Source organism: Pseudomonas sp. 8 R 14 (assembly GCF_900005955.1).
GTDB classification, from domain to species: Bacteria; Pseudomonadota; Gammaproteobacteria; order Pseudomonadales; family Pseudomonadaceae; genus Aquipseudomonas; species Aquipseudomonas marginalis.
Window position 1 is genome coordinate 247309 of the sequence record NZ_CVTH01000089.1, and the last position, 16620, is coordinate 263928.

The 16620-nt window shown below is 62.9% G+C and carries 7 protein-coding genes; 5 read left to right on the forward strand and 2 right to left on the reverse strand.

Going from position 1 to position 16620, the window contains the following annotated elements; genetic code table 11:
• Positions 1 to 47: 47 nt before the first annotated feature.
• Genes pvdM through BFQ01_RS28880 form a run of 3 tightly spaced genes read left to right on the forward strand, consistent with a single transcriptional unit; the run spans position 48 to position 3592 of the window.
• The gene (pvdM, locus tag BFQ01_RS28870) at positions 48 to 1397 is read left to right on the forward strand and encodes a pyoverdine-tailoring dipeptidase-like protein PvdM (RefSeq protein ID WP_065927966.1); all 1350 of its coding nucleotides are present in this window, start codon (positions 48 to 50) and stop codon (positions 1395 to 1397) included.
• Positions 1398 to 1415: 18 nt separating this feature from the next.
• Positions 1416 to 2687 carry a pyoverdine-tailoring periplasmic protein PvdN gene (locus BFQ01_RS28875; protein WP_065927967.1) on the forward strand — a complete coding sequence of 424 codons (1272 nt, stop codon included), beginning with the start codon at positions 1416 to 1418 and terminating at the stop codon, positions 2685 to 2687.
• A 32-nt stretch (positions 2688 to 2719) separates the two neighbouring features.
• On the forward strand, positions 2720 to 3592 hold the full coding sequence (locus tag BFQ01_RS28880; RefSeq protein WP_065927968.1) for a dihydropyoverdine dehydrogenase: 873 nt from the start codon (positions 2720 to 2722) through the stop codon (positions 3590 to 3592).
• Between the two features lie 122 nt (positions 3593 to 3714).
• Here the strand turns inward: BFQ01_RS28880 and BFQ01_RS28885 are convergent, their stop codons facing one another.
• The gene (locus tag BFQ01_RS28885) at positions 3715 to 4545 is read right to left on the reverse strand and encodes a N(5)-hydroxyornithine transformylase PvdF (RefSeq protein ID WP_065927969.1); all 831 of its coding nucleotides are present in this window, start codon (positions 4543 to 4545) and stop codon (positions 3715 to 3717) included.
• Between the two features lie 200 nt (positions 4546 to 4745).
• Here BFQ01_RS28885 and BFQ01_RS28890 point away from each other — a divergent pair, with 200 nt between their 5' ends.
• Positions 4746 to 6398, forward strand: coding sequence for a cyclic peptide export ABC transporter (locus BFQ01_RS28890; protein ID WP_065927970.1), 1653 nt, complete (start codon positions 4746 to 4748; stop codon positions 6396 to 6398).
• 101 nt (positions 6399 to 6499) lie between these two features.
• The gene (locus BFQ01_RS28895) at positions 6500 to 8935 is read left to right on the forward strand and encodes a TonB-dependent siderophore receptor (protein ID WP_065927971.1); all 2436 of its coding nucleotides are present in this window, start codon (positions 6500 to 6502) and stop codon (positions 8933 to 8935) included.
• Positions 8936 to 9440: 505 nt separating this feature from the next.
• Here the strand turns inward: BFQ01_RS28895 and BFQ01_RS28900 are convergent.
• A partial coding sequence (locus BFQ01_RS28900; protein WP_141691323.1) for a non-ribosomal peptide synthetase occupies positions 9441 to 16620 on the reverse strand: 7180 nt, incomplete at its 5' end.

Sequence of the window (16620 nt, forward strand, 5' to 3'; positions counted from 1 at the left end):
CACTCGTTCTTCCCTGATAGCGAAGGCCTCAACTGACTGAGATGGCAATGACAAAACCACGTTCGAAAAAGGCGCTGTACATCGGCTTGCCGCTGGCACTGGCCATCGGTGCCGGCGCAGGCTTCCTGGCCTGGGATCATTGGTTCAAGGGCAATGCCGGCTACCCATTGGCCGTGATCAAGCAGGCCAATGAACTGCAGGACCGCTTGCTGTCGTTCGACAGCCATATCACCGTTCCCATGGATTTTGGCACCGCCGGCAACGAGGCGGACAAGGACGGCAGCGGCCAGTTCGACCTGGCCAAGGCGGCACGCGGTCGCTTGTCCGGCGCAGCCCTGACGATCTTCGGCTGGCCGGAAATCTGGAATGGCCCCAACGCCCCGCACAAGCCTACTGACGGCTTTGTCGAGGAAGCCCGCCACGAGCAGGAGGTGCGCTACAAGATCATCTCCGGCATGGTGCGTGACTTTCCCAATCAAGTCGGCATCGCCTATACCCCGGATGACTTTCGACGCCTGCATGGCGAAGGCAAGTTCGCGATCTTTATCAGCATGCTCAACGCCTACCCGCTGGGCAATGACCTGAATCAGCTGGACCTGTGGGCCGCCCGGGGCATGCGCATGTTCGGTTTCAGTTATATCGGCAATAACGCCTGGTCCGACTCATCGCGCCCACTGCCGTTTTTCAATGATTCCGTCGATGCGCTCGAAGGCCTGTCGGACATCGGCAAGCAAGCGGTGCAGCGCCTCAATGACCTGGGGGTGATCATTGACGTGTCGCAGATGTCGACCAAGGCATTGGAGCAAGTCGCGCAACTGAGTCGCACGCCGATGGTGGCGTCCCACTCGGCACCGCGCGCGTCGGTAGACATCCCGCGCAACCTCAGCGACAAGGAACTGCAACTGATCAAGAACAGCGGCGGCGTGGTGCAGGTGGTGGGCTTCCCGGCCTATATACGCCCCCTGAGCCAGCCGACACAGGACAAGCTCAACACCCTGCGCGCGCGTTTCGACCTGCCGCCGCTGCCCAACCTGGCCATGGCCCTGATGCCGGGGGACGCGATCATCGCGGCGTGGCCGGAGCAGAAGTTCGGCCAGTACGCCCAAGGGCTGTACGGGATTCTTGAGGAAGAACCCAAGGCCACGCTCAAGGACTGGGGCGACGCCGTCGACTACACCGTGCGCAAGATCGGGATCGATCACGTCGGCATCGCTTCGGACTTCAACGACGGCGGCGGCATCGACGGCTGGAACAACGTCGGCGAAATCCGCAACGTCACCGCCGAACTGATCCAGCGCGGCTACTCCGAAGCCGACATCGCCAAGCTGTGGGGAGGTAACTTCCTGCGGGTCTGGGACCAGGTACAAAAAGCCGCCAAACCCTTGGCCAACCGCTAATCACCTAGAAGCAAGTCCATGACTGACCGCCGTACGTTTCTCAAGCAGGCCGGGATATTCGCCGCCAGCCTGCCATTGGGCGCTGCACTCATCCCGCAGGCACTGGCTGCCACCACCACGGATGCCCCATGGACGGGGTTCAAGCAGTTGTTCAACCAGGACCCGGATTACCTGCACTTCTCCAACTTCCTGGTGGCCTCGCACCCCAGGCCGGTACGCGAGGCCATCGAGCGTTACCGCGCCCAGATCGACCGCAACCCAGGGCTCGCCATGGACTGGGACCTGGAGGAAACCTGGAAGCGCGAAGGCCAGGTACGCGAATGGGCCGGCCGCTACCTCAAGGCCACCCCGGCGCAGATCGCCCTGACCGGCAGCACCTCCGAAGGCCTGGCGATGATCTATGGCGGCATCAAGGTGCGCCCGGACCAGGAAATCCTCACCACCGTGCATGAGCATTACGCGACCCAGAACGTGCTGGATTTTCGCGTGCTCAAGGAAGGCACCCAGGTTCGCCGGATCAAGCTGTTCGAGCGGGCCAGCCAGGTTTCTGCCGACGAGGTGCTGGCCAATATCCAGCGTAATATCCGCCCCAACACCCGCGTGCTGGGCATGACCTGGGTACAGTCCGGCAGCGGCGTAAAACTGCCCATCGGCGAGATCGGCAAGCTGGTGGCGGCGCACAACCGCAACCGCGATGACAAGGACCGCCTCCTCTATGTGGTGGATGGCGTGCATGGTTTCGGCGTGGAAAACCTCGACTTTCCAGACATGCATTGCGACTTCTTTATCGCCGGCACCCATAAATGGATGTTCGGTCCGCGCGGTACCGGGCTGGTGTGTGCGCGCACCCCTGAAAACACCTACGTCACGCCCATGGTGCCGACCTTCTCCGAAGACAAGGACTTCGCCACCATCATGACCCCCGGCGGCTATCACGCTTTCGAGCATCGCTGGGCGGCGGATGAGGCCTTCAAGCTGCACCTGCAACTGGGCAAGGCGCCGGTCCAGGCGCGCATCCATGGACTGAACGCCGAACTCAAGGAGCAATTGCTGGCGCACCCGCAGATCGAACTGGTCACGCCGCGCAGCCCAGAACTGTCTGCCGGCTTTACCTTCTTCCGGGTCAAGGACCAGGACAGTGATCGGGTGGCAGCCTACATGCAGAAGAACCGCGTGGTGATCGACGCGGTGGACCGCGACGTCGGCCCGGTGATCCGCACGGCGCCCGGCCTGCTCAACAACTCCGACGAAATCCAGCGTTTCATGACCCTGCTCAGCCAGCGGTTGTGACGCGCCTTTTTCCCTTTGCACGAGAGGCCCCTATGACGCCACTGCGACTCAACCCCCTGACGACCCTGGCACTGACCGCCCTGTGCGGCGCGCTGCTGCCGGGCCTGGCCCAGGCTGCCACGCCGCAACCGGGCAAAGTGTTCAAGGACTGCAAGGACTGTCCGGAAATGGTGGTACTGCCCGCCGGCACCTTCACCATGGGGACGCCGGAAGACGAAGTCGGCCGTGAGCCGGACGAAGGCCCGATGCATGAAGTGACCTTCGCCAAGCCGTTCGCCATGAGCCGCTTCCACATCACCGCCGGCGAATGGGACAGCTATATCCGCCAGACCGGAGTGAAGATCGCCGACGGCGACACCCGCCCCGGCCGCGAATGCATCGCCAGCAAGCCACGCTATCCCCAGGGCCCGCGCCAGCCGGCGGTGTGCATGGACATGGACGACATCAAGCACTATGTGGCCTGGCTGTCGAAAAAAACCGGCCAGCAGTACCACATGGTCAGCGAGGCCCAGCGCGAATACGCCGCGCGCGCCGGCTCCGCCGGACCATTCCCATTCCCGTTCGACGAGGGCAAGGGCTACAGCATCGCCGAGCATGCCAACACCTACGGGCCGGCGGACGGGTACAGCTATTCTTCGCCAGTAGGCAGCTACCCGCCGAATGCGTTTGGCATGTACGACATGCATGGCAATGTCTATGAGCGGGTGGCCGACTGCGAGCACCCCAACTATGTCGGCGCACCGACGGATGGCAGCGCGTGGATGGAGCCGAACTGCGAGGGCTACCAGATTCGTGGCAATGACTGGGGCGAAGCGCCGGTGTTTTCACGCTCGGGCAACCGCAACAACATCTACCCGCAAACGCGGGGGGATTGGATTGGCTTCAGGGTAGTGCGCGATCTCTAAAGCTGACGGGATTTAATGTGGGAGGGGGCTTGCTCCCGATGGGGTGCGGCAGTCGACATCGCCATTGACTGATACTCCGTCATCGGGAGCAAGCCCCCTCCCACAGTCAAATCGTGCGCGGCTTAGACCCCCTTCTGCGCCAACAACTCCAAACCTTCATGCAGCGCCGGGAACAGGCTGTTGTTGAAGTTGTTCCAGCGCAGTTCGAGGATGGTGTCGTCCGGCGAGATCTCGGTCTTGAGTACGTCGTGGAACACCTCGCCGGAGTCGATGCCGTTGTCCACGTAGTGGAAGGAGGCGCCGGTCAGGTACAGCGGCTCGGATGGCGTGGTGGCCTTGGTCACCCAATCCGTAACCGTCAACCCACGCGCACCGTACAGCGCATTCCAGGTCGCATAGGCCCCACGGCGCTCATAGGGCGATTCGATACGGGTGATACCGGGGTGAATGTTCATGATCCTACGGGCAAACGGCGCACCGGGGCGCACCAGCTCGTCCAGGATCACCAGCAGGCCGTCCAGCACCACAATATCGGCCTTCAATTCCACCAGCGTGTCATGCAGGCGGCGTTCGAAGTCCTGCTTGCCGGCGATATGCTCGGCGCTGCCCCGTGGCAGGCGGCGATAGGTGGACGGCACGCTCAACAGCAGGTCGTTGACCAGGTGGCCCTGCACCTGCAAATCCGCCGGATAAAGCCACTGGCGCCCCGGTTTATAGGCAAACCCATAGTCGACCACCAACTGCTGGTCGCGCGGGTTCTGCTCATCGTCGTCATACACCACGCCCACCAGGTTGTAGGCGTCACCCAGGGACGTGTCGTTGAGCGACCCCACCAGAAACTCCAGCACCGACTTCATGTAGCGCTCGTGGTCCTTGTAGGCCACCGGCTGGCCGGCCTTGTCGGCAGCGGCATTGCGCAGGGACCACACGTACACCAGGTTCTTTTTCGTCATTGTTTCGCTCTCGCTGGAAAGATCAGGCACGCGCCGATACGCGTGCGCCTACACCACAAGAACGAACCAGCCCACGCGCAATTTATCCGCCACCGCCACCGCCGGGCACGCCGAGCTAAATAGTCGCGCCAATCCTTCGTTTGTCATGGGTAAGGGTCTGTGTGCCCAGCCCCCTCTTTTTCACTTTCCGGGAAGTACTTATGACCGACCCCAAGCGCGGCGCCTTCAAAGGTTTGCTTGCATTGCTCAGGCCGTTTCGCACCATCGTGACGGTCTCCATCGCCCTGGGCATGGCCGGCGGCCTGGCCATCACGCTGTTGCTGGCGACCATCAACAACGCGCTGCACTCTTCCACGGGTATGACCCAGGGCGTGATCCTGAGCTTTGCTGCGCTGTGCGTGCTGGCGCTGACCAGTTCGATCGTCTCCGATATCGGCACCAACTACGTGGGCCAGCGGATCATCGCCGCCCTGCGCAAGGATCTCGGCGAAAAGGTGCTGTCGGCGCCCATCGAGCAGATCGAGCAGTATCGCTCCCACCGCCTGATCCCGGTGCTGACCCACGACGTCGACACCATCAGCGACTTCTCCTTTGCCTTCACCCCGCTGGCCATCGCCACCACCGTGACCCTGGGCTGCCTGGGGTACCTGGCGTACCTGTCGGTGCCGATGTTCCTGATGATGGTGGTGGCGATCATCATCGGCAGCAGCGTGCAGTTCATCGCCGGCGCCAAGGGCATTCGCGGCTTCGACGAGGCCCGCGACCAGGAAGACGAGTTGCAACGCTACTACTCGGCAATCGCTTCCGGCGCCAAGGAGTTGCGCATCCACCGGCCCCGCCGCTACCGCATGAACACCCACCGCATCCAGGAAACCGCCGACCGTATCAGCGATATCCAGGTGCGTTCGGTGAACATCTATATCGTCGCCAAGACCTTCGGCTCGATGCTGTTCTTTGTGGTCATCGGCCTGGCGCTGGCGATGCAGGCCTACAACCCGAACCCGGACCCGGCGGTGATCACCGGTTTTGTGCTGGTGTTGCTGTACATGAAGGGCCCGCTGGAACACGTGGTGGGTTACCTGCCGATCATCGGCAAGGCGCGCATTGCGTTTGCGCGCATCACCGAACTGTCCGAACGCTTCTCTTCCCCCGAACCGCACCTGCTGATGGACGGCAGCGAAGCGCCGACACCGGTGGTGCACAGCCTGGAGTTGCGCGGCGTGAGCTACAGCCCGCCGCCGGTGGAAGGCAGCCAGCCGTTCCACCTGGGGCCGATCAACCTGAGCATCAAGCAGGGTGATATCGTGTTTATCGTCGGCGAGAACGGCTGCGGCAAGACCACCCTGATCAAGCTGCTGCTGGGCCTGTATCAACCCGAGGCCGGGGAAATCCGCCTCAATGGCGAAACGGTGACCGACCCGGCGCGCGATGACTATCGCCAGCTGTTCACCACGGTGTTCGCCGACTACTACCTGTTCGACGACCTGGTCCAGGGCAGCGCCACCCAGTCGCTGGACAGCGCCGCCAAGTACCTGGAGCGCCTGGAAATCGCGCACAAGGTCAGCGTCAAGGACGGCGTATTCAGCACCACCGACCTCTCCACCGGCCAGCGCAAGCGCCTGGCACTGGTCAATGCCTGGCTGGAAGAGCGCCCGGTGCTGGTGTTCGACGAATGGGCCGCCGACCAGGACCCGGCCTTCCGCCGCGTGTTCTATACCGAGCTGCTGCCGGACCTCAAGCGCCTGGGCAAGACCATCATCGTGATCAGCCACGACGACCGCTACTTCGATATCGCCGACCAGTTGGTGCGCTTGAGTGCAGGGAAAGTCGTTGCGGAGTTGGAGCCCGCATAATTTTTTCCGGTTTATGCGAGTGCGAACGTCTCATATGCAGCAATGAGAATTAACCGCATTAAGTACCCATCTGCCAACACTTAAAAAAGAGAAACAACACCATGCCAGTACGGCTTGCCCTCAGCCCATTGAGCACCGCACTTTCCATGCGGCGGGCCCTGAAATTCAACGCTCTGCCCAATAGCCTGGCCCTGGCGGCCAGCCTGTCGATGGCGAGTTATGTGCAGGCGCAAGAGTTCGAATTGAACATCCCCGCGCAGCCGTTGAGTACTGCACTGCAGGTATTTGGCCAACAGACCAACCTGCAAATCCTGTACAGCCCGGAAACCGTGCAAAACAAGCACAGCGTGGCGGTCAGCGGCAAGATGGACCCGGTACGGGCTATCGAGCAAATGCTGGGAGGGACCGGCGTCAGCTACAGCCTGCAAGGCAGCTCGATGATCATCAACGCGCCCGGCTCCGGTAGCGACGCCCTCGAGCTTGGCGCCACCCAGATCAACGCCAACCAACTGGGCACCATCACCGAAGGTTCCGGCTCCTACACACCAGGCACCATCGCCACCGCCACCAAGATGGTGCTGACACCGCGCGAGACGCCCCAGTCGATTTCCGTGGTCACCCGCCAGACCATGGATGACTTCGGCTTGAACGGCATCGACGACGTGATGCGCCACACACCGGGCATCACCGTCTCGACCTTCGACAGCGAGCGCACCAACTATTATTCCCGGGGTTTCCCGATCCAGAACTTCCAGTACGACGGCGTGCCGACCACCCGCAACGAAGGTTACTCGGCCGGCCAGACCCTGAGCGACATGGCGATCTACGACCGTGTCGAAATCCTCAAGGGCACCACCGGCCTGATGACCGGCGCCGGCGGCCCGGGCGGCACCATCAACCTGGTGCGCAAGAAGCCCACTGCCGAGTTCCAGGGGCATGTGGGCCTGGGCGCCGGCTCGTGGGACAACTACCGCTCGGAGCTGGACGTGAGCGGCCCGCTGACCGAAAGCGGCAACGTGCGCGGGCGTGCCGTGGCGGTATACCAGGACAAGCATTCATTCATCGACCACTATGAACGCAAGACCAATGTCTACTACGGCATCCTCGAATTCGACCTGTCGCCGGACACCCTGCTGACCATCGGCGCCGACTATCAGGATAGCGACCCCAAGGGTTCGAGTTGGTCCGGCAGCCGCTCGTTGTTTGATGGCGTGGGTAACGAGATCAGCTTTGACCGTGGCTACAACAATGGCCCGAAGTGGAGCAGCTGGGGGCAATACAGCCGCAGCGTTTTCGCCACCCTGGAACACGCGCTGGATAACGGCTGGATCGCCAAGGCCAACTACAGCAACCAGCTCAATGGCTATAACGCACCGCTGGGTTACGCTTCTCCAAAGCAAAATTCCACCGACAGAGCCTCGGTGTATGCCGCCAAGTACACTGGCAAGACCATCAGTAATAACGGCGACTTCTATCTCTCCGGGCCGTTCAGCCTGGGCGGTCGCGAGCACCAGTTGGTGGTGGGGGCATCGGTTTCGCGTTCGCACTGGGAAGGCAACGACTATTACAGTGCGACCTATAAGGACAGTAATGACTTCCCTCTTTATTCATGGGACGGCGACAGCCTGGAGCCGGATTGGGGCCGCGCTACCGAGAAAGACGACATCACCCGCCAGGCAGCGGTCTACTTCTCGACACGCCTGAGCCTCACTGACGACCTGTCCCTGTTGCTTGGTTCGCGCCTGACCGACTACCGGCTGACCGGCACCAACGACTCGCGCGAGACCGGCAAACTCATCCCGTATGCGGGCGTGGTGTACGACCTTAATAAAAACTTCTCGGTGTACGGCAGCTATACCTCGATCTTCATGCCGCAGCAGCTGCGACCCGACCGCAACAACAAGATGGTCGAGCCTGACGAAGGCGAAAACTATGAACTGGGTGTGAAGGGTGAGTTCTATGACGGCCGCCTGAATGCCAGCCTTGCCTACTTCGAGATTCATGAGTCCAATCGCGCCGAGGAAGACACCGAGTACAACAACAATATGCCGGCCAACTCGCCTGTCGAGTGGGCCTACATGGGCGTCCAGGCCAAGACCAAGGGCTATGAAGCCGAGATTTCCGGTGAGCTGCTGCCAGGCTGGCAGGTGCAGGCGGGCTACACCCACAAGGTGATCCGCGATGACGATGGCAAGAAGTTCTCCACCTGGGAACCTCAGGACCAGCTCAACTTCTACACCAGCTACAAGCTGAGCGGCGCCCTCGACAAGCTCACCCTCGGCGGCGGCGCGCGCTGGCAAGGTGAGGCGTGGCAGGATGTCTACAACCGCGGCAAGAGTGTCACCCAGCGATTCTCTCAAGACCCGTACTGGCTGGTCGACGCCATGGCGCGCTACCAGATCAGCAAGAACCTCTCCGCCTCGATCAACGTCAACAACGTGTTCGACAAGCGCTACTACACCAACATCGGCTTCTACACGTCGTCCTACTCGGGCGACCCGCGCAACGTGATGCTGTCGACCCGCTGGGACTTCTGATCTAACCCCGGCAACCTCCAGACACCCTGCGCAGCCCGCCTGCCCAGGGTGTTTTTTATGGGCGATGCTTCACCGCCCTCCCCCCATAACCCACCATCGAGTAGGAGGCGGCCTCACAGCCGCCGTCCTCTCACACCACCGTACGTAAGGTTCCGTATACGGCGGTTCAGGTTATGCGGATATACGTCACAGCGATCCGTGCAAGTATTGGGCTTTGACGATTGTGGCCGTCTTACCCCGCTGCGCCGCCTCATCCGCTTCCTGTCCGTCAGGCCAGCATTTTGCCTCGGGCTTCCTTCAGATTCGCAGTCACCCGCGACAACCTTGCCTCTGGCTAGCACTTCCCCTTGCCGGGTGTGTAGAGGACTTGCACCTCCAAGTCGTTTGGCTCACCACCACAATGAGCTAAACAGCGCCAGTCACGGCGCTACGCGCCATGCCTGGCGCACCACAAAAAAGCCCCGGTTCACACCACGTGAGCCGGGGCTTTCTGCCCAAGTGACGGTTACGCCATGGCCGTCACCAGGCTGCGTACAAATTCAGCGTTGTCGATGATGCGCTCATGGTCCACCTCAATCACCACCGACCGCACCACACAGCCCTCGCCAATCACCCGCTGCATGCTGGCTTCGATCAACGCCCGGTGCTGACCGGCCCGGCTCATGGCGGCCCACCAGCAACTGACAGGCGCCTTGAGTGGCTTGAAGTCAGCCTGCTCCATGCGCTTGACCAACGTACGGTCGACGTCCCAGGACACCTGCGCTTCGTTGCCCTCCAACAGCGCTTGCCTGATGTCGAGGAAGGCGTCACCCAGGGTGGCCTCGGCCCATTCGACGAAGCGTGCCCATTGCGTGCCTGCATCGGCGTGGGTGGCCTGCACGTCCTGCCAGGTGGCATGGACAGCCTCTGCAAACGCCGGGAACATCACCCCGAGCAAGTCCACGCGCCGTTCGTTGTCGGATATCTCGCTGTCGTCGGTCACGATTGCCGCTTCCCAGTACGGGGTGAGCCAGCGCGGCGGCGACGAATCGATCCAACCGACAAACTCCACCTGTCGGCCCGCCTGTTCCAGGTGATAGGCAACCTCTACCGCCAGGTTGCCGCCCAACGACCAGCCCGCCAGGCGGAAGGCCCCTTCGGGCTGGGCTTCCAGCAATTGCGCGGAGTAATCCTCGACCATGCTGGACCAGGCCGGCACTTCGGCGCCCTCCTCGGCCAACGCACGGCAGATCACCCCGACCACCGGCCGCTGCTCACGCAACGCCAGGGCGATGGCCTTGTAGCAATGCACCGAACCGTAGCTGGGGTGGAACAGATAGAGCGGCGTGCCTTCGGTGCGGCTGTTAAGCGGCACCAGCAGCGAGCGGCGAGTGATGCCTGCGAGACAGCCGACCTGCGCGCGTACGGTCGGGTTGAGCATCAACTGGCTGACCGAAAGGCCGATGCCGCTGGCCTTGCGAATCCGCTCCTTGAGCATCAGCACCAACAGCGAATGGCCGCCCAATTCAAAGAAGTTGTCATTCAACCCGACGTGTTCCACACCGAGCACATCGGCCCAGATCGCGGCGACTTTCTGTTCAAGCTCGGTCCGTGGTGCTTCAAACCGCTGGGTCGACTGCGTGTCCGGTTTCGGCAATGCCTTGCGGTCCAGCTTGCCGTTGGGGCTCAGGGGCATCTGTTCCAGCAGCAACCATTGCGTCGGCACCATGTAATCCGGCAACTGCACAGCCAAGTGTGCACTGAGGGTTTCACGCCAGCCCTCGCCCTGCGCCTGCAAGACCAGGTAACCCACCAGGTGCTTGCCGTCCACCGCCAGCACCGCCGCCTCGCGCACCGATTCGTGCTCCAGCAGGCGTGCTTCGATTTCACCCAGCTCGATACGCAAGCCGCGCAGTTTGACCTGATGGTCGATACGCCCGGCGTATTCGATCACACCGTCAGGGCGGTAGCGCGCCAGGTCTCCAGTACGGTAGAGGCGCTCACCCTTGATGAACGGATGCGCGATAAAGCGCTCGGCGGTCAAGCCCGGGCGCCGGTGATAACCGCGCGCCAGGCCCACGCCGCCCAGGAACAGCTCACCCAGCACGCCGGCCGGTACCGGCTCGAAATGGCTGTCCAGGACATAGCAGCCCAGGTTGGCAATCGGCTTGCCGATCGGCACCGCGTCGCGGCCTTCATCCACGCACGTCCAGTGGGTCACGTCGATGGCCGCTTCGGTCGGGCCGTACAGGTTGTAAAGCGCGGTGTGCGGCAGTTTGGCGAACACTTGCTGTTGCGCATCCACCGGCAACGCCTCGCCACTGCACACAATGCGCTGCAGGCTGGCGCAGGAAGACACGTTCGAATCCTGCAGGAACGCTTGCAGCATCGACGGCACAAAATGCAGTGTGGTGACCTGTTCACGCGTGATCAGGCCGACCAGTTTGTCAGGGTCGCGATGGTCCCCCGGTGCGGCGACCACCAGGCGTGCGCCGGTCATCAGCGGCCAGAAGAACTCCCACACCGAGACGTCGAAACTGAACGGGGTTTTCTGCAACACGGTATCGCGGGCATCCAGCGCGTAGGCCTCCTGCATCCAGCACAGGCGGTTGGTCAGTGCGCAATGGCGGTTGCCCGCGCCTTTGGGTTGCCCGGTGGAACCCGAGGTGTAGATCACGTAGGCGAGGTTTTCGCCGTCCAGGGCGACGCCCGGGTTCGCGTCGCTGTAGCCTTCGCACCCGGCGTCGCCCAGCACCAGGGTTTCCAGGCCTTGGGTAATCGGCAATTGCTCAAGCAAATGGGCTTGGGTCAGCAGCAGTTTCACGCCGCTGTCGTCCAGCATGTAGGCCAGGCGCTCACGCGGGTATTCCGGGTCCAGCGGCACATAGGCGCCACCGGCCTTGAGCACCGCGAGCAGGCCGACGACCATTTCGATGGAACGCTCCACCGCCAGGCCGACCAGCACGTCCGGGCCTACGCCGGCTTCGAGCAAACGATGGGCCAGGCGGTTGGCGCGGCGGTTCAACTCGGCGTAGCTCAGCCGCTGCGTGCCAAATGCCAGGGCGGGAGCCTGCGGCGTCAGGGCGACCTGATCTTCGATCAATTGGTGCACACCGCGCGGCAGCGGGTACTCGCGCGCCGTCGCATTCCAGTCCTCGACGATCACCTTGCGCTGTGTCTGCGGCAGGGATGGCAGGTCCGCCAGGCGCTCCACCTGCGCAAGAGTGAGTGCCTGCAACACCTGCTCGAAGTGCTCGGCCAGATGGACGATGTCCTGCTCGCCGAACGCAGCCGGGTCGTAGTTGAACTCCACGGCCAGGCGTTCACCCATGGCCAGCAATACGGTCAAGGGATAGTGCGTCTGCTCCAGGCTGTCCATCGCGCCGAAACGCAGGCCCGCCGGGGCGCCCTGCTCCAACGCCGCTGACACCGGGTAGTTCTCGAACACCAGGATGCTGTCGAACAGCGCTTCGCCACCGAGCCCGGCCCATCGCTGGATGTCGAACAACGGCGTGTGCTCTTGCTCGCGCAGACGCAGGTTTTGCCCCTGCACCTGCTGCAGCCAGGCGTCCACGCTCAGCTGCGGGCTCGGCGTCGCCACCACTGGCAAGGTGTTGATAAACAAACCGACCTGCTGCTCGATGCCCGGCAACTCGGCCGGACGTCCCGCCACCGTCGCACCGAACGCTACGGTGTCCAGGCCGGTATGCCGTTGCAACAGCAGGAGCCAGGCACTTTGCACCAGGGTATTGAAGGTGACCTTGTGCCGCTGGGCAAAGGCCTTGAGCTGCTCGGTGGCCGACTGCTCCAGTACCAGCCGGTGAATGCCGTTGACCTGGGACACACCCTGCTCGCGCCTGGCACCGCGCGACAGCCGGGTAGGTTCCTGCAGCCCCGCCAGCTGCGCCTTCCAGAAGGTTTCGCTGGTGACCGGGTCCTGTGCCTGCAGCCAGGCGATGTAGTCACGGTAACGCCCGTTCGGCGCGCGCAACACCTCACCGGCGTACTGCTGCAGCACCTCGCCGAACAACTGCGATGAACTCCAGCCATCCATCAGGATGTGGTGGTTGGTGTAAATCAGATGATGGCTGTCGGCACCGGTACGCACCACCACCAGGCTCAACAATGGGGCCTGCTCAAGCACAAAGCCTTCGGCCCGGGCGGCTTCGGCCAGTGCGTCGAGCGCTTCCGCGCGGTCCGCGCGGTGCTGCCAGTCGTGTTCGAGCAAAGGCACCCGCACCGTCTTGTAGACCACTTGCAACGGCTGCTCCAGCTCGGTCTGCCAGAGAAACGCCGTGCGCAGGATATCGTGATGTTCCACGGCAACCTGCCAGGCCGCCTGGAACCTGCTTACATCCAGCCCTTGCACATCGACGCGCATCTGGTTGATGTAGTCGCCGGAACCCTGCCCATACAAGGATTGGAACAGCATGCCCTGTTGCATCGGTGACAACGGGTAAATGTCCTCGACCCGGTTCAACGGCAACGACAGGCCATCCAACTGTGCCTGGCTCAAGCGCGCCAATGGGAAGTCCGACGGCGTGGCACCGGTGTTTTCAGGCTGGCAGCAATGCGCGATCAGTGCCTTGAGTTCCTGGGCATAGTCATCGGCCAATTGCTGGATGCTGGCCGGGTCGAACATCTGCTGGCTGAAGCTCCAGGTCAGGTTCAATTCGCCGCCATACACCTGGCCGTTGATTTCCAACCAATTGCCCAAGGATGCCTCAGGGCTTTGATCGGCCCCTGCAGCGTCACCGGAAGGCGCAAACAGGCCCGGCTCCTCGCTGTCATCAAAACTGGCATCGAACTGGCCCAGGTAGTTGAAGGTAATGCGTGGCTGCGGCAAGCGCGCCAGGGCTTCGCGAACCTGCGGTTGTCCCAGGTAACGCAAGGCACCAAAGCCGATGCCTTTGTCGGGAATGGCGCGCAGTTGCTCCTTGATCCCCTTCAACGAGTCCGTCAGGGTCAGGGCCGGCGTCAGTTTGACCGGGTAGAGACTGGTGAACCAGCCGACGGTACGGGTCAGGTCGATATCGTCGAACAGGTCTTCGCGGCCATGGCCTTCCAAACGGATCAGGGTCGACGCATGGCCGGTCCAGCGCCCGATCACCCGGGCCAGGGCGGTCAGCAACACATCGTTGATCTGGGTGCGATAGGCCGCCGGTGCATCCTGCAACAGACGCCGGGTGTGAGTGCTGTCCAGGTGCGTGGTCGCACTGCCGGCATGCCGGTTGCTCAAGCTGGCACCCGGTCTGGCAGCTGGCAGGTCGATCTCGGCGTCGTGCAACTGCGCTTGCCACCATGCCAGTTCGCCGGTCAGCGCATCGCGCTGGGCGTACTGCTGCAGTCGGTGTGCCCAGTCGCGGGTGGAACTGGTCTTGACCGGCAATACCACGGCAACGCCACGGGCGAGCTGACGGTAAGCCGTTTGCAGGTCCTCCAGCAGGATCCGCCACGACACACCATCCACCACCAGGTGGTGGATCACCAACAGCAAGCGCTGTGCTCCACCGTCCAACTCGACCAGTACCGCCCGTATCAGCGGGCCGTGGCCCAGGTCCAGGCTGCGTTGTGCCTCTTCACCCAAGGCCGCGAGTTCGTCGATGTCCTGCAGCGTGCGGTGCCACAGCACGGCGTCGGCCTGGTGCTGTTCGGCATCGCGATAGACGCCCTGCCAGCCACCCGCACCGTCAACGAACTGCGAACGCAACGCATCGTGATGCACGATCAACGCCTGCAAGGCCTGGGTCAGCGTCGTGGCGTCGAGGTTTTCATGGGGTTGCAATACCACCGATTGGTTCCAGTGATGACGCTCGGCGATCTCATCGGCGAAGAACGCTTGCTGGATAGGCAGCAACAAGGTTTCGCCACTGAGCGCGGCCTGGCTGATCGTCACGCCTTCGACGCCTTGGCGCGCGACACCGGCCAGGCTTTGTACGGTCTGGTGCTGGAACAGGTCCTTGGGCGTGAACCGAATACCCGCCTGGCGAGCACGGCTGACCACCTGGATCGAGATGATCGAATCACCACCCAGCTCAAAGAAGTTGTCGTTCAGGCCCACTTGCGGCAGGCGCAGCACCTCGGCCCAGATCGTCGCGAGCTGTTGTTCCAGCTCGCTCTGCGGGGCCACGTAAGCCTGTCGCAACAGGCTCGCATCCGGTTGCGGCAGGCCCTTGCGGTCGAGCTTGCCGTTGGGGGTCAGCGGCATTTGCGCCAGGAACATGAAGTACGTTGGTACCATGTAATCCGGCAGGCGGGTTTTCAGGGCACGGCGCAGGTGGTCGCGGAATTCGGCTTCGTTGACCAGGCTGGCGTCGGCCGGCACCACGTAGGCCACCAGCCGTTTGCCGGTCGGGCCGTCCTGGGCCACCACCACGGTTTCACCGACACCGTCCTGCTCACGCAAGCGCGCTTCGATTTCCCCCAGTTCGATGCGGAAACCACGGATCTTCACCTGGTGGTCGACACGCCCGAGGTAATCCACCACGCCATCCGGGCGGCCACGGGTCAGGTCGCCGCTGCGATACACGCGACTGCCCGGCTTGCCGAACGGGTCCGGCACGAAGCGTTCGGCGGTCAGCGCCGGACGTTCCAGGTATCCACGGGCCACGCCCTCGCCGCCCAGGTACAACTCACCGGCGACGCCGATGGGTTGCAGGTTGAGTTGCGCGTCCAGCACGTAGCCGCTGCGGTTGCCCAGCAACGTACCGATTGGCGCGTAGACGGCACCGCATGGATCGCCTCGACGGGCTTTCCACAGCAGCGGCGTGACCACGGTTTCCGTCGGGCCGTAACCGTTAAACAGGTAGGTCGGCTTAAGCGCGCGCCAGGCCAGGTCGTAGCTGGCTTGCGCCACCGCATCGCCGCCAAAGCAGTACACACGCACTTTCGGTGGATTACCGTCGCGCTCGGCATGCTCGGCCAGTTGTTGCAGGTACACCGGCGGGAACACCGCCATGGTCACGTTGTGACGGTGCATCTGCGCGTAGGTGTACTCGGGCAACCACAGGCTATCGTCACGGACCAGCACGCTGGCGCCGTTGATCAGCGGGTGCATCCAGCCTTCGTGGGAGCCGTCGAAGGCGAACGACATGAAGTGCAGTTCGCAATCGGCCGGCGATGTTTCATAACGCTCGCCGGTGGCGATGATGTGCGCCACCAACGGGCCGTGGGACACCGCCACGCCCTTGGGCAGGCCGGTGGAGCCGGAGGTGTAGATCACGTAGGCAAGGTTGTCGCCGTGCAGTTTTACCTCCGGCGCGGTGTCGCTGTAGTCGGCCCACGCCTCGGTGCGATCGATGGCCAGGCTGTCCAGGCCCTCGGGAATCGGCAGTTGCGGCAACGCACTGGTGTGGGTCAGCAGCAACTTCGCGCGGCTGTCCTGCATCATGTACAGCAGGCGATCACGTGGGTATTCGATATCCAGCGGCACATACACACCGCCGGCTTTCATCACAGCGAGGAACGCCACCAGGCTCTCGGCACTGCGCGGCATGGCAATTGCCACGCGCACTTCGGGGCCGATGCCACGGGCGATCAGGGCATGGGCCAGGCGGTTGGCCTGGCGGTCCAGCTCGCCATAACTCAGGGTTTGCGCATCGAACTTGATCGCCACCGCAGCGGGGTTTTCGGCGGCGCGGTCGGCAACCATTTCGTGTACCAGACGCTCGGCCGAGAAGCCGGCGTCAGTCTGGTTCCACAGCTGC